Here is a 13,745-nt window from a genome sequence, read left to right on the forward strand (position 1 = left end):
GCATGATCGAGCATCTCACAGATCCCTCGGATACGCTTGATCGTCAGAACGAAAAGCTGAGGAAAATCGTCGAGGCCCTCATGCGGCGTGTCGAGGAATCCACCGACGCCTCGGGCGCGGCTTATGCACAGTTTCAGCGCGCAGCGGTTCTGGAGCAAGAAGTTCGCGCCCGAACGGATGAGCTTGAACGCGCGCTTGAGCTTCTGAATGACTCCAACGCCAGGTTGGCGCAGGCCAACAAGGAAACCGAAGCGGCGCGGGCGGATTTGGCGAACGCGATCGAAACGGTGCAGGAAGGGTTTGCTCTGTTCAATCGCAACGAAGAACTGGTGCTGTGCAACAGCCGGTTTGGGCTGCATATGCCTGACATTCAGGAACAGCTGAGCCCCGGCTTGCGGTTTACCGAGTATGTAGAATTGGTCAGCCAATCCGGGTTCCTGTCCCTGCCAGAGACAATGACTTCCCAGGACTGGGCCAAAAGCCGCTTGGATCGCCACGCAGATGACCACGTGGTGTTCAATGTTCGTCTTGCCGGCAATCGATGGTCTCAAGTGTCTGAACACCGCACGCCAGACGGTGGTACTGTGATCCTGCAAACCGACGTAACAGACATCATGCGGATCGAGCGGCAGGAAAGGGTTCGCATTCTTGACGACAAGGCAAGGCTGATCCGCGCAACGCTTGAGCATATCGATCAGGGCGTCTGCATATTTGACAACAAGCACCGCATGATCGGATGGAACACCCGCGCAAGCGAGCTTTTGGCCATACCGATCACGCAGTTTCAGATGGGCACACGATTTGAAACCCTGTCCAATCGCCTCAGCGACAACATCAGCTTTGAGAAAGGAATTACCGAGGCGGATCTGCTGAATTGGGTCAGCCGGCAGACTTCTCGCCGCCCTCTTCAATTCCAGATGCATCGGGGGCGATCAAAAATACTGTCTGTTTTTGCCCAGGAAATGCCTGACCGGGGATTTGTGATCTCCTTTACTGATGTGACTGCAGAACGAAAGTCTGCTGAAGCTTTGTACGAAGCCAAGGAAATGCTAGAACAGCGTGTGGCGTCGCGCACAATGGAACTTGCGGATGCGCTAAATGAGGCCGAGCGGGCGAATGCATCAAAATCGCGCTTTGTGGCAGCCGCCAGCCACGACCTGCTGCAACCTCTGTCTGCGGCAAAACTTTATGTTGCGTCACTGGGCAGCGGCTTGGACAAAGACTCCGCCCGGAGCGTCGCAGCAAAAGCCGAAAGTGCACTGAACAGTGTCGAACACATTCTGGAAGCCTTGCTGGATATATCTAAGCTGGATTCCGGTCGAGCCACGGCGCATCTGTCTACGGTGTCGGTAGGCGAGCTTTTTTCACAAATGGAGGACGCTTTTCGGCCCGTCGCCCAAGCCAAAGGTCTGAAATTGCGTTTTGTCGACACGAAGGCTTTGGTCACAAGCGATGCCAGTTATCTTCGGCGGATATTGCAGAACCTGTTGTCAAACGCGATCCGGTACACCGAGACCGGAAAAGTTCTTGTCGGTGTCAGGCATCGCAAAAACGCAATTGCCCTGGAGGTCTGGGACACGGGCATCGGCATAGCATCAGATCAAAGAGATATTGTGTTTCAGGAATTTCAGCGCCTGCATTCGGATGCCAGCGCTGCCGAAGGCATGGGGTTGGGTCTTGCGATTGTTGAGCGGGCCTGTGGGTTGCTACAGCACCCCATCCATCTTCATTCCGAAGTCGGAAAGGGGACGGGCTTTTCGGTCGAGATACCTTTGACGAAAGCGAAGCCAGAGATTTCCCTCGGCTCTTCAGCGATACAAAAACCAAGTTTCAATGTGCCCGGCAACGCCATCGCTTTGTTGATCGAAAACGATGAAAATCTGCGCAACGCTTTAACTATGACCATCGAATCCTGGGGCGTCGAAGTTCTTGAATGCGAAAGCGAAAACGAAGCAATCAGTCTTCTGCGCGAGATAGGCATCCTTCCAGACTTTGTCGTCGCAGATTATCAATTGAACAACGGGAAAACAGGGACGGACGCCATGCGCGCCCTGACAGATGAATTTGGGCATCTGCCTGGCTGTATTATTACAGCCAATCGATCACCTGAGCTTGTCGAGCAATGCAAGCAAGCAAAGTTGCCCCTTCTATACAAGCCAATCGATCCACAACTGCTCAAATCAACTCTGGAAGCCTCCATGGTACGCGACGCGTGAGTTTTTCCAGTTGTCGGTTGAGTTGCAGGTCAGCCACGTTTCTTTCAGATATCTTCTGTCCGCGGATTGGCCTTGGTCTGAACCAGCATAGACACAACTTCCGCCTTCCAGCCCGCCTTTATTTTCAACGCCAACTGTGAAGGGGGGCGATGATCCGGCGTAAGGATCGCATATTCATATCTGAGCGGGTCCTTGAAAGGCAGGAATACGACACGGCCATTTGAGATGTTTAGATTTCGTTCTGTCGCAACGGTCAAAGGATCGACTATAGTGCAGCATTGTCCCGATCCGACAAAGGGTATGAGCGGCAGAAAATACTGGCATGTCACGCTTGGTTTGTAAGACGCAGAAACCATCTGAAAAGCACGCTGCACTTTCTTTTGAAAAGGGTGTGTGTCGTACAGCCCACCCATTGGCACGCTATCGAGGTCTGAAATCGTCAGGGTCTTTTTTTGAGCCAGCGGATTGTCTCGATCCATTGCGCAAAAGCAATCTCCACTTATGATTTCTGCCGTGAATTGTGGTTTCTTTCCGATCGGATGCTCGAAATCGGCAAACCCGAAATCGATGTTCTGGGTGCCTGCAAGTTCCATTATTTGGGGCGAACTGCGGGTCGACAGCGTAACCCGGATGGCCGGGTTCCCGCCAACCGAGCGGCTGATGAAATTCGGAAAGGCAAAAATGGACGGTCCCGGCATTGCAGCAATATTCAGATTGCCTGAGCTTCCTTTAAGAAGCCCGTGCATCGTGCTGGAAACCGTTGATAATCTGTCCAGTATCCCAGTGGTTTCCGCCAACAGGTAGTGCGCCTCGGGCACCGGGATCAAACGCCGACCTTTTCGTTCGAACAAGGTCAGTCCAAGACTTCTTTCCAGGTTCTTGATTGCCAGGCTGATCGCGGGTTGTGTCCGGTTCAGCTTCTTTGCGGTCTGAGATATGGACCCGGTTTCCATCACCTCACGAAAAACTGTCAATTGAGCAAGGTTCATGCTCAATACATAAGGTAAACTTTCGTTTTGTTAAATATAACAAATTTGTATTTATGATAAAACTCCATAGGCTGATTGGATCAGAGTTCGGACAAACCGAATCCAATGATCCAAAACTGGGAGCTTACGATGAGATTTTTGAAATGCCTGACGGGTTTGGCTTTGGCTGGCGCACTGGCTGCACCAGCGTTTGCACAGGATCCAACTTTTTTCCGCATCGGCACCGGTGGTGCAGGCGGCACTTATTTCCCGATCGGCGGGACCATCGCCAACGGGATTTCGGCCCCTCCGGGCTCACGCCCCTGTGAAGAGGGCGGACAATGCGGCGTGCCCGGGTTGATCGCGATCGCACAGTCAACAACCGCATCAGTCTTCAACAATGCCGCCGTGCAAAACGGCGAGCTTGAGGCCGGCCTGGCCGCGGCTGATGTAACCCGTTCGATGTATCTGGGTGAGGGAAAGTTTGAAGGCAAACCCCACCCGAATCTGCGCATCGTCGCAAACCTGTTCCCCGAAGACCTGCACCTGGTTCTTCCCGCGGGTCAGACCATCAACGATCTGAGTGATCTCAAAGGCAAGCGCGTCGGTATCGCGCAAGCTGGTTCGGGAACGCAGGTCGCTGTGTTGCAAATGCTGGAAGCCTGGGGCGTCAACCGTGACAACATGGATGAGGCCGAGTTGAACAACAGTCAGAGTGCCGAACGTCTGGCCGATGGCCAACTGGACGCCTATTTCTACGCGGCGGGCTGGCCGGTTGCCGCAATGGTGCAACTGTCTTCGACCAAAGGGATGAACCTGCATTCTTTCAACGATGAAGATTTGGCAAAGATTAACGAGATTATCCCTGCCTATATCCCCTCGGCCATTCCGGGTGGCGTCTATGAGGGTATTGACACTGAAACCAAAACCCCAGCGGTCAGCGCTATGCTGGTTGTGTCATCGGACCTGTCCGAAGATCTGGTTTATCAGCTGACCAAAGCCATGTGGAACGATAATACCCGCAAGCTGCTGGACAACGGCCACGCAAAGGGCAAGCAGATCACGCCTGATACTGCCCTCGATGGCGTCGAGGCACTGGGTGTTCCGCTGCATCCGGGTGCTGAGAAATTCTATAAAGAAGCCGGTCTTCTTCAATAGCCCCACCTGACTGAAACCTGTCGTCGGTGCCCCGGTCGGGGCACCGCACTCTGGAATTATGCGAAATCGGGGGGCCATCATGTCCGAGACCCAGAAACTTGATGACCACGAACTGACGGCCGAGGAACTTGCGGCAATCGAAGAACAGTTCGACGAGGGTGCCGCTGTCCGGCAGGTCACGCCCACCGCAGGCAAGGTGCTGCGCGTGGTCGCCCTGATTTTTGCGTTCTACGAATTCTTCACGGCTGGGTTCGGTTTGCCTGCCGACCATTGGCATATGGGCATCTATCTGGCCCTGCTGTTCATTCTGGTCTACGCCACAATCCCGATTATCGGGGTGAAAAGCCTCTATGCGCTCAAAATCAGCCGATTCCGCGTCGGCAATATCCCTCTCTATGACCTGGTATTCATGATGCTTGGCATCATCGCCGCACTATACGTGGGCTTCGCCTGGCGCGGCATTCCGTTTCTGGGGATCGAGGAGCAGACCTTCCGCATGGGCAACCCGAACAACTATGATGTGATTCTCGGGGTCGTGATCATCCTGCTGGTACTGGACATTGCACGCCGCACGTTGGGCTGGGTCCTGCCTCTGATCATCTGCGTATTCATCTCTTACGCATTGCTGGGCCCCTATTTTCCCGGGCTGTTGCAGCACCCGGGTGTGAACTTCAAAACCTTCGTATCATCGATGTATTTTCCGCAGGAAGGTATCTATGGTGTAACGCTTTGGGTCGTATCGACCATCGTGTTCCATTTTGTCTTGTTCGGCGTGATCGCTCAGCGAACTGGGCTGGGGCAATTGTTCATCGACAACGCTACAATTTTGGCGGGTCGCTATACGGGCGGTCCGGCCAAAGTATCGGTGGTATCCTCGGCCTTCTTCGGCACGATCTCGGGCTCTTCGGTGGCCAACACCGTTTCGACCGGCGCGTTGACCATTCCCAACATGAAGCGCCTTGGATACCCCGGCCATTTTGCGGGCGGCGTCGAGGCCGCGTCCTCGGCTGGCGGCCAGATCACACCACCCATCATGGGGGCTGCGGCCTTCATCATGGCTGAGTTTCTCGAGGTGCCTTATACCACCATCGTGATCGCTGCGATATTTCCGGCACTTCTGCATTACGTGGGTGTTTTCGCCGTAGTGCATCTGATGGCGCGCAAGCTGAACCTTCAGGGTCTGGCGAAAGAACAGTTGCCGCAGCTCAAGGCTGTCTGGACTGAAGGCTGGGCCAACATCGTGCCGTTGATCGGCCTGCTGGTGGTCCTTTTCACCGGCTACACGCCATTTATGTCGGCCTTCTGTGGCATTTCGCTTGCTGTCATCGCGGGCATGTCGCGGATCAAGCAACCTCCGACACTGATCTATGCAGCAGCCTTCCTTGGGTTCGTCCTGTGGAAGTTCTCGGATGGAGGCTTTGACCTGACCATGACGGCAATCCTGTGTGGGCTGTCGGTGATCGCCACGCTTAACCCGCAGAAACGTATCGAAGTGCCCGAGATGCTGCAGGCGGTTGAACTGGGTGTGAAATACTCTCTGGCTGTGGGCGCTGCGGCGGCTGCGGTGGGTATCGTTGTAGGGGTGATCAACACCACCGGTATCGGTTTCCGCATCGGATTCATGGTGACACAAGGTGCGGGGAACCTGGCGGCAGATCTCTATAACATGATCTCATTCGGCAGTTTCCAACTGTTTGCGATGGAAGACTTGCAACTGTTTATCTCGCTGGTTTTCATTGCCATCGTCTGCATTCTGATGGGCGCCGGCATTCCAACCACGGCGCTGTACATCATGCTCGTTTCGGTCGCGCAGCCTGCGTTGGCCCAGCTTGGCGTTCCGCCCATCGCAAGCCATCTGTTCGTACTGTATTACGGCGTGGTGTCCGAGATCACACCTCCGGTCTGTACGTCGGCCTATGCGGCGGCAGCGATTGCGAATTCCAACCCGTTCCGCACCGGGCTGTCCGCCTTTACGCTTGGTCTGGGTAAAGTAATCGCGCCAATGGCGTTCGTCTATGCGCCGGTTTTGCTGTTCGTGTCTTCCACCGGGTTTGATCTTTGGGAATTCACCTATACCGCAGCCAGCTGTATTGCCGGTGTCATCGCGCTTTCGGCAGCGGTCGTGGGGTATTGGTTGCAGCCACTCGGTCTCGTGTCGCGCATCCTGATGGTCGTTGCCGGGATTATCTTCGTGGCGCCCACTCTGACGGCTGACTTGATCGCATTGGCGGTGGCGTCTCCTGTCATTGTCACACAGTTGATCGCCCGTAGCCGAATTCAAGCAACGGTCTGACATGCCTGAACAAGTGACCATCATCGGCGCCGGGATCGTCGGCCTATGTTGTGCGCTCTCCTTGCAGGAGCGCGGTATTGCCGTGCGGCTGATCGACCGTGGAGAACCGGGGCAGGAGACATCGTTCGGCAATGCCGGTGTCGTCTCACCGTGGTCGGTGATCCCGCAGGCCACGCCCGGCATCTGGAAAACGATCCCTCGGATGCTGTTGGACCCGAAAAGCGCTTTGACCGTCAGGCTCTCGTTCTGGCCCAGGATGATACCCTGGGGCCTGAGATTCCTGAAGAGTTCAAGCGTGAAATCCGTACGCAACATTTCGGACGCAATGGAGGTGCTGTGCCGTCCATCGATAGATCTGTACCGAAGACATCTGCAAAATACCGGGCACGAAGACCTTATTGTTGATTCCAACTATATCCACGCGTTTCGCAACCCGGATCAGGCTGACCTGAAAGATCTGGGATATCTGATCCGGCAGGAAAAAGGCGGACATCTTGAGCGGATCGACGGACCAGAATTGCGCCGGATCGAACCCGCGCTTTCCAGAGATTTCAACGCTGCGATCCTGATCAAGGGACAGGCGCGGGTTACGTCTCCTGGGCGGGTCGGTGCGGTTTTGGCCGACAAGGTCCGTCAACAAGGCGCCGAGTTCGTGCGGACAGAAGTCAAAGAAATAAAGCGCACGGAAGACGGACAATGGCATTTGACCTCGCCGGCCGGCACGATCCACGCCGATACTGTCGTGCTGGCCGCCGGGGTTTGGTCTGCCGAGTTGCTGAAACCCTTGGGTTTGCCCGTGCCACTGGTGGCCGAGCGTGGATACCATGTCCAATTTCCGACCCCCTCTGCCAGCCTGGAGAACTCGGTGATGGACGTGGACGCCAAGGTGGTTGCCAGTTCGATGCAGGACGGTTTGCGTGTGGCCGGTACGGCCGAATTCGGCGGCATCGACGCGCCGCCAGATCCACGCAAACAGTCCCTTCTGACCGCACAGGCCCGCGCAATGATGCCGGATCTGAACACCTCGGATACGCAGTTCTGGATGGGCCGACGCCCGTCTTTTCCTGACAGTTTGCCTGCGATCGGTCCGGTAGAGGGGCACAAGGGCCTGTTCACCGCCTTTGGTCATTCCCATTACGGTTTGATGATGGCCCCAAAAACCGGTGAGTTGGTGGCCGACCTGGTGTCAGGGCAACGCCTCAACATCCCGTTGGATTCATTCGCCTTGTCACGCTTTTAACTCGCGCCAGCCACCGTTTCGAAGAAGGATTACCCATCATGCCGATCTACCAGGGTGGACACAATATCTGCGGAGCCTCAATCGGGGTTTTGTGTCTGGAAAGCTATTTCCCCAAACCACCTGGGCATATCAAGAACCCTTCCAGCCTGCCGTTCCCGGTGCTGTACGAAATGATAGATGGCGTTACGGTGCCAACGCTGCTGAACAATCCGACGCCTGATTTGCTGAACCCCTTCATAAAAGGCGCGCAACGGCTTGAGGCTGAAGGCGTGCGCGCCATTACCGGAAGTTGCGGGTTTCTCGCCCTGTTCCAAAAAGAGTTGGCCGAGGCCGTATCGGTGCCTGTCTTCGCTTCGAGCCTGATACAGGTGCCGTTGGCCTTTCACATGTCCGGGGCCAGCGCGCCGGTTGGGGTGATTACAGCGGATTCATCGGCACTGACACAACGCCATTTCGAAGGCGTTGGGGCGGGGGGCGTTCCTGTTGCCGTACAGGGCTTGCAGCACACCAGCGAGTTTGCCGAGGTCATCCTGCGCAACACGCGCACCCGCATGGACACAGATTTGATCGAGGCCGAAGTGTTGGATGCTGCGCATAGGCTGAAGCGCGATACGCCTGAAATACGCTCCGTGGTATTAGAATGCACGGATCTTCCCCCTTATGCAAAACGCATTCAGGAAGAAACGAAACTGCCTGTTTTTGACCTGACGACGCTAGCGCAAATGGCGCATACAGTAAGCGCGCGTACCGGGTACTGCGGGTTGATGCCGTGGAGTTGAGGCCGTCGCACGGTAGTGTCCAAGAAATGCCAAATAGCCGCAAAAACAGTGGCTACCTGCTGATACCTTTCGACGGACCGGTACAAGGGACTTTCCCTTGCTGAAGCGGCTGGTTAAGAAGCCACTCCACTGCCGTTTCAGGAGGCCCCTTTGGACCGTATCGCCCGCACCATAGCCACCGAGATCAATGCACGTCCCGATCAGGTCGGTGCTGCGATCAATCTATTGGATGACGGTGCGACGGTTCCCTTTGTCGCCCGCTATCGGAAGGAAGCAACCGGTGGGTTGGACGATACCCAATTGCGTCTTCTGTCCGAGCGTTTGACCTATCTGCGTGAACTCGAAGCACGGCGCAAAACCATCCTGAATTCTATCAAAGATCAAGGGAAGCTGACCGAAGATCTGAGCAAATCGATAGCTCGGGCCGAAACCAAGGCACAGCTGGAAGACATCTATCTGCCTTACAAACCCAAACGGCATACCAAGGCGATGATCGCGCGGGAAAACGGGCTGGAACCCCTGGTCGAAGCCATTCTGGCCGATCGCGATGCGGACCCGGACACACTGGCCGAGGCATACCTGAGCGAAGCCGTTGCCACCCCTCGAGACGCGCTGAACGGCGCGCGCGACATTCTGACCGAACGATTGACGGAAAATGCGACACTGCTGGGTGAATTGCGTATGTTCATGCAGCGCGAAGCGCAGCTCAGTGCTAGGGTTATCGACGGGAAGGAAAAGGAAGGCGCTAAGTTCAGCGATTACTTTGACCATTCCGAGCGTTGGGCGGATGTTCCATCGCACAGGGCGCTGGCAATGCTGCGGGCTTCAAAAGAGGGCATTGTTTCGCTTGATATCGCGCCGGAACCGGAATTTGGGGCTGCACGGGCCGAGACCATTGTTACCGCACATTTGCAGACACGCGGCAATGGACCGGGTGATGCCTGGTTGCGTAAAGTTGCCGGGTGGACGTGGCGGGTCAAGCTTTCGCTGTCTATGATGGTCGAATTGATGGCCGATCTGCGCAGCCGGGCGCAGGACGAGGCAATTCAGGTCTTTTCGCGCAACCTCAAGGATTTGCTGTTTGCCGCGCCTGCAGGTGCCAGGGCTACTTTGGGTCTTGATCCCGGCATCCGCACTGGCGTGAAGGCGGCAGTGGTTGACGCAACGGGTAAGGTCGTCGCCACTGATACGTTCTATCCATTTCAACCAAAAAACGATCTGCGCGGGGCGCAGGCGACCATCCTCAATCTGATCTCGGCCCACCAGATCGAGCTGATCTCCATCGGGAACGGAACCGCGAGCCGAGAAACTGAACGGTTGGTTGCAGACACGCTGAATCTGCTCCCCAAGACGGTAAAAGCGCCAACTAAGGTGGTTGTGTCCGAAGCCGGGGCCTCGGTCTATTCCGCGTCGGAACTGGCAGCACGAGAGTTCCCCGATCTGGATGTCTCGCTGCGCGGGGCGGTGTCCATCGCCCGACGATTGCAGGATCCCTTGGCAGAACTGGTCAAAATCGAACCGAAATCCATCGGCGTGGGGCAATACCAGCATGACGTTGATCAGCACCGCCTGTCGCAATCCCTGGATTCTGCGATCGAGGATGTCGTGAACGCGGTCGGGGTTGACCTGAACACAGCCTCTGCACCTTTGCTTGCGCGTGTGTCGGGACTGGGCCCCGCGCAAGCCGAAGCCATCGTCGCCCATCGCGATCTGAACGGACCGTTCCAATCGCGCAAAGACCTGTTGTCCGTCGCAGGCTTGGGTCCGCGGGCCTTTGAACAGTGCGCCGGGTTTCTTCGCATAAGGGACGGCGCTGAACCGCTTGATGCGTCGTCGGTGCACCCCGAAGCCTATGAAGTCGCCCGCCGCGTCGTGTCGGCCTGCGGGCAGGATATCAGGCACATCATGGGCCATGAAGAGTCCTTGAAAGGGTTGCGGGCACAACAATTCGTAACCGAAGATTTCGGCCTGCCCACGGTTCTGGATATCTTTGCCGAGCTTGAGAAACCCGGACGGGATCCCCGGCCCAGTTTTGTCACGGCCAGTTTCGCGGATGGCATCGAAGAGATAACCGATCTGAAGCCCGGAATGGTTCTTGAGGGCACCGTGACAAACGTGGCGGCCTTTGGGGCCTTTGTGGATGTGGGCGTTCATCAGGACGGGCTGGTTCATGTCAGCCAGCTGGCGGACCGCTTCGTCAAGGACCCGCATGAGGTCGTCAAGGCCGGGCAAGTTGTGAAAGTGCGCGTTGTCGAGGTGGATGTGCCCAGAAAGCGTATCGGTCTTTCGATGCGCAAACAGGGCGGCGGAAAGCAGCGCGCCTGATCTGCAATCTGCACATTATCCGGGTGTAACGACATGAAGGCGTTACCCACCGGAAATAGCGTGCAGACCGATACGGGCAGCCAGTATGCATTGTTTTCATTGAGCGCTGAACTGGGTATCAGCAAGAGAGTTCACAGCGCCGCCAAATGGATCGAAACAGAAACTATAGTTCATGCAGTACCACAACAAGCCTTACAACAAGCTTCAGGTCGGCGATACCGCCGAGTTGGTCCGCACTTGCTCGGTCGACGATTTCTATGTGTTCGCCAACAATTCGGGCAATCACAATCCTCTCCATCTAGCCAGCGAAGACGGCGACGGCGACCACACCAAAGAAGCGGTTGCACCTGCAATGTTCGTGGGAGCCCTGATCTCGGCAGTCTTGGGGAACGTTCTGCCGGGGGCAGGGACGCTTTACAAATCGCAGCGGTTTGACTTTGTTGGAAGGGCGCATGCAGGTGATGAGCTGGTATCCAAAGTCACCGTTTTGGAAAAGCGACCAAACCGGGAGGTTGTCTTTGACACGGTCGTTACGCGCCCATCGGACGGAGCCGTGATCGTCAGCGGGCAGGCCGTCGTGATCGCGCCGGAGAAAGAGATGGTGTTTGCCGAATTGGATTTGCCTGGGCTGGTGGTGAAACGTCATCGTCATTTTGATGCCATGCTGGAAAAGGTACGCCCGCTGCCGCCTATGCCTACTGCTGTTGTGGCTCCGGAAGAGCCCAATGCCTTGGGTGGAGCCCTGTTGGCCGCGCATGAGACGATCATCACCCCCATTCTGATCGGTGACCCGGACAAAATCGCCAACGCTGCCGCCGAAATCGGAGCGTCGTTGGAAGGGATTGAAATCATACCGCAAAGTGATCATTTCAGCGCGGCCAACACGGCGGTCGATCTTGTTGCGGAAGGTCGAGCAAAGGCGCTGATGAAAGGGCATCTGCATACGGACGAACTGTTAAAAGCCGCGCTCAGGCGCGAGAATGGCCTGCGCACCGGTCGCCGCTTTACCCATGTCTTTGTCATGGATGTGCCCGGACAACCCAGACCACTCTTGGTGACAGACGCGGCGATCAATATCGAACCGGATCTGGAAACCAAGATTGACATTGTCCAGAACGCAATCGACTTGGCCTTGTCGCTGGGGATCGAAAGTCCCAGGGCAGGTATTCTTTCTGCAATCGAAACCGTCAATCCGGCGATCCGATCTTCCGTCGATGCGGCCCTGCTGTCGAAAATGGCGGAACGCGGCCAGATTACGGGTGGGTTGGTCGACGGCCCTCTGGCCATGGACAATGCGGTCAGCCTTGCTGCTGCCCGGTCCAAGGGGATCGTGTCTGATGTTGCCGGCAAAACGGATATTCTGGTGGTGCCCAATCTGGACGCCGGGAACATGATGGCCAAGCAACTGACCTATATCGCCAATGCAGAAGGGGCCGGTGTGGTCATGGGGGCCAAAGCGCCCATCATTTTGACCAGCCGTGCCGATGACGACAAGGCTCGACTTGCATCCTGCGCCGTGGCAGCCCTGCACGACTCCTTCTCACTTTCACGCACCGGAGCACCCACATGACACATGTCGTGACACTGAACGCTGGATCGTCTTCGATGAAATTTGGCTTGTTTGAACTAACCGAAGACGATCCAATCATGGTTTGCACCGGTGCGGTCGAGAACATTGGTGAACAGGAACCGCTTGTTAAAGCAAAGTCTTCCGACGGAAGTGTCCTTGCCAGCGGCACCGCCGGAGAAATCAGTGATCACGCCTCGGCCCTGGACTGGGTTTTGAACCTGCTGGCCCGCTCTTTTCCTAACTGCGACGTAACTGCGGTAGGGCATCGTGTTGTCCACGGTGGACCTGACATTGACGCACCTGTGCCGCTGACCAAGGCTTCCATTCAAACGCTGGACAAGCTGTCTCCGTTTGCGCCTTTGCATCAGCCGCACAATCTGGCCGGGGCCAGGGCGGCGATGGAACGTTTTCCAAACGCGGTTCAGATTGCCTGTTTCGATACGGCCTTTCACCGCAATCACCCTTGGGAGAACGACGTTTTCGCCTTGCCGCGCGAGTATTACGACAAAGGTGTTCGACGCTATGGCTTTCACGGGCTCAGCTATGAATACATATCGGATCACATGGCAAAAACAGCGCCGCTTCTGCACGAAGGACGCGTGGTCGTGGCCCATCTGGGCAATGGTGCATCAATGTGTGCGATGATCGGAGGGCGATCAGTGGGCTCGACCATGGGGTTTTCAGCCCTCGACGGGCTGCCGATGGGTACACGCTGCGGTCAACTGGATCCCGGAGTGGTCCTGTATCTGATGGCCCAGGAAGGGCTGAGCGCTGACGAAATCTCAGACCTATTGTTCCGGAAGTCGGGGTTGTTGGGTCTGTCCGGGTTGTCCAACGATATGCGCACCCTGGAAAAGGCGGACACACGCGAAAGCCGTCAGGCGATCAGCTATTTCACTTTCCGTATTCGGCGCGAGCTTGGGGCAATGGCGGCCATTCTCGGCGGAATCGATGCCTTGGTGTTCACCGGTGGGATCGGGGAAAACTCGCGTCTGGTGCGTGACCGGGTTTGCTCGGGGATGGGATGGCTGGGCATCGAGCTGAATCCTGACGCAAATGCGGACAATGACCGGATCATTTCAACTGACCTGTCACGCGTCGTGGTCATGACAATCCCGACCAATGAAGAACTGGTTATTGCCCGTGCAGCGGCAGATCTGGTGGCCAAACGTCCTCGGCTCAGAACTGCCTAGCGA

At 56.3% G+C, this 13,745-nt stretch carries 9 protein-coding genes; 8 read left to right on the forward strand and 1 reads right to left on the reverse strand.

The genetic code is table 11. The annotated features are described in order from the left end of the window. The first annotated feature begins 2 nt into the window (after positions 1 to 2). Positions 3 to 2,216, forward strand: coding sequence for a hybrid sensor histidine kinase/response regulator (locus AC2FEB_RS00505; RefSeq protein WP_496670763.1), 2,214 nt, complete (start codon positions 3 to 5; stop codon positions 2,214 to 2,216). 44 nt (positions 2,217 to 2,260) lie between these two features. Here AC2FEB_RS00505 and AC2FEB_RS00510 read toward each other — a convergent pair whose 3' ends face one another. Further along, positions 2,261 to 3,205 carry a LysR family transcriptional regulator gene (locus tag AC2FEB_RS00510; protein ID WP_496670761.1) on the reverse strand — a complete coding sequence of 315 codons (945 nt, stop codon included), beginning with the start codon at positions 3,203 to 3,205 and terminating at the stop codon, positions 2,261 to 2,263. Between the two features lie 129 nt (positions 3,206 to 3,334). On the opposite strand from AC2FEB_RS00510, the gene AC2FEB_RS00515 reads away from it, so the two are divergent. The 7 genes from AC2FEB_RS00515 (at position 3,335) to AC2FEB_RS00545 (ending at position 13,742) form a co-directional block, all read left to right on the forward strand. Continuing rightward, positions 3,335 to 4,342, forward strand: a complete 1,008-nt coding sequence (locus AC2FEB_RS00515; RefSeq protein ID WP_496670758.1) for a TAXI family TRAP transporter solute-binding subunit — start codon at positions 3,335 to 3,337, stop codon at positions 4,340 to 4,342. A gap of 79 nt (positions 4,343 to 4,421) precedes the next feature. Further along, complete coding sequence (locus AC2FEB_RS00520; protein WP_299898210.1) at positions 4,422 to 6,635, forward strand: TRAP transporter permease; 2,214 nt, start codon at positions 4,422 to 4,424, stop codon at positions 6,633 to 6,635. Position 6,636: 1 nt separating this feature from the next. Next, the gene (locus tag AC2FEB_RS00525; RefSeq protein ID WP_496670755.1) at positions 6,637 to 7,875 is read left to right on the forward strand and encodes an NAD(P)/FAD-dependent oxidoreductase; all 1,239 of its coding nucleotides are present in this window, start codon (positions 6,637 to 6,639) and stop codon (positions 7,873 to 7,875) included. Positions 7,876 to 7,913: 38 nt separating this feature from the next. Next, positions 7,914 to 8,654 (forward strand): aspartate/glutamate racemase family protein, encoded by a 741-nt coding sequence (locus tag AC2FEB_RS00530; protein WP_496670752.1) that lies wholly within the window; start codon positions 7,914 to 7,916, stop codon positions 8,652 to 8,654. A 150-nt stretch (positions 8,655 to 8,804) separates the two neighbouring features. Then, a complete protein-coding gene (locus AC2FEB_RS00535; protein WP_496670749.1) occupies positions 8,805 to 10,979 on the forward strand; it encodes a Tex family protein in 2,175 nt (724 codons plus the stop codon). Positions 10,980 to 11,151: 172 nt separating this feature from the next. Beyond that, the gene (locus AC2FEB_RS00540) at positions 11,152 to 12,549 is read left to right on the forward strand and encodes a bifunctional enoyl-CoA hydratase/phosphate acetyltransferase (protein WP_496670746.1); all 1,398 of its coding nucleotides are present in this window, start codon (positions 11,152 to 11,154) and stop codon (positions 12,547 to 12,549) included. After that, complete coding sequence (locus tag AC2FEB_RS00545; RefSeq protein WP_496670743.1) at positions 12,546 to 13,742, forward strand: acetate/propionate family kinase; 1,197 nt, start codon at positions 12,546 to 12,548, stop codon at positions 13,740 to 13,742. Before AC2FEB_RS00540 ends, AC2FEB_RS00545 begins: the two co-directional genes overlap by 4 nt. The last annotated feature ends 3 nt before the right edge of the window (positions 13,743 to 13,745 follow it).

It is taken from the genome of Ruegeria sp. YTSC106 (genome assembly GCF_059609765.1).

Coding starts and splice junctions, on each gene's coding strand:
- AC2FEB_RS00530 (WP_496670752.1), top strand. CDS start 7,914: ATGCCGATCTACCAGGGTGGACACAATATCTGCGGAGCCTCAATCGGG.
- AC2FEB_RS00515 (WP_496670758.1), top strand. CDS start 3,335: ATGAGATTTTTGAAATGCCTGACGGGTTTGGCTTTGGCTGGCGCACTG.
- AC2FEB_RS00540 (WP_496670746.1), top strand. CDS start 11,152: ATGCAGTACCACAACAAGCCTTACAACAAGCTTCAGGTCGGCGATACC.
- AC2FEB_RS00545 (WP_496670743.1), top strand. CDS start 12,546: ATGACACATGTCGTGACACTGAACGCTGGATCGTCTTCGATGAAATTT.
- AC2FEB_RS00520 (WP_299898210.1), top strand. CDS start 4,422: ATGTCCGAGACCCAGAAACTTGATGACCACGAACTGACGGCCGAGGAA.
- AC2FEB_RS00510 (WP_496670761.1), bottom strand. CDS start 3,205: ATGAACCTTGCTCAATTGACAGTTTTTCGTGAGGTGATGGAAACCGGG.
- AC2FEB_RS00505 (WP_496670763.1), top strand. CDS start 3: ATGATCGAGCATCTCACAGATCCCTCGGATACGCTTGATCGTCAGAAC.
- AC2FEB_RS00525 (WP_496670755.1), top strand. CDS start 6,637: ATGCCTGAACAAGTGACCATCATCGGCGCCGGGATCGTCGGCCTATGT.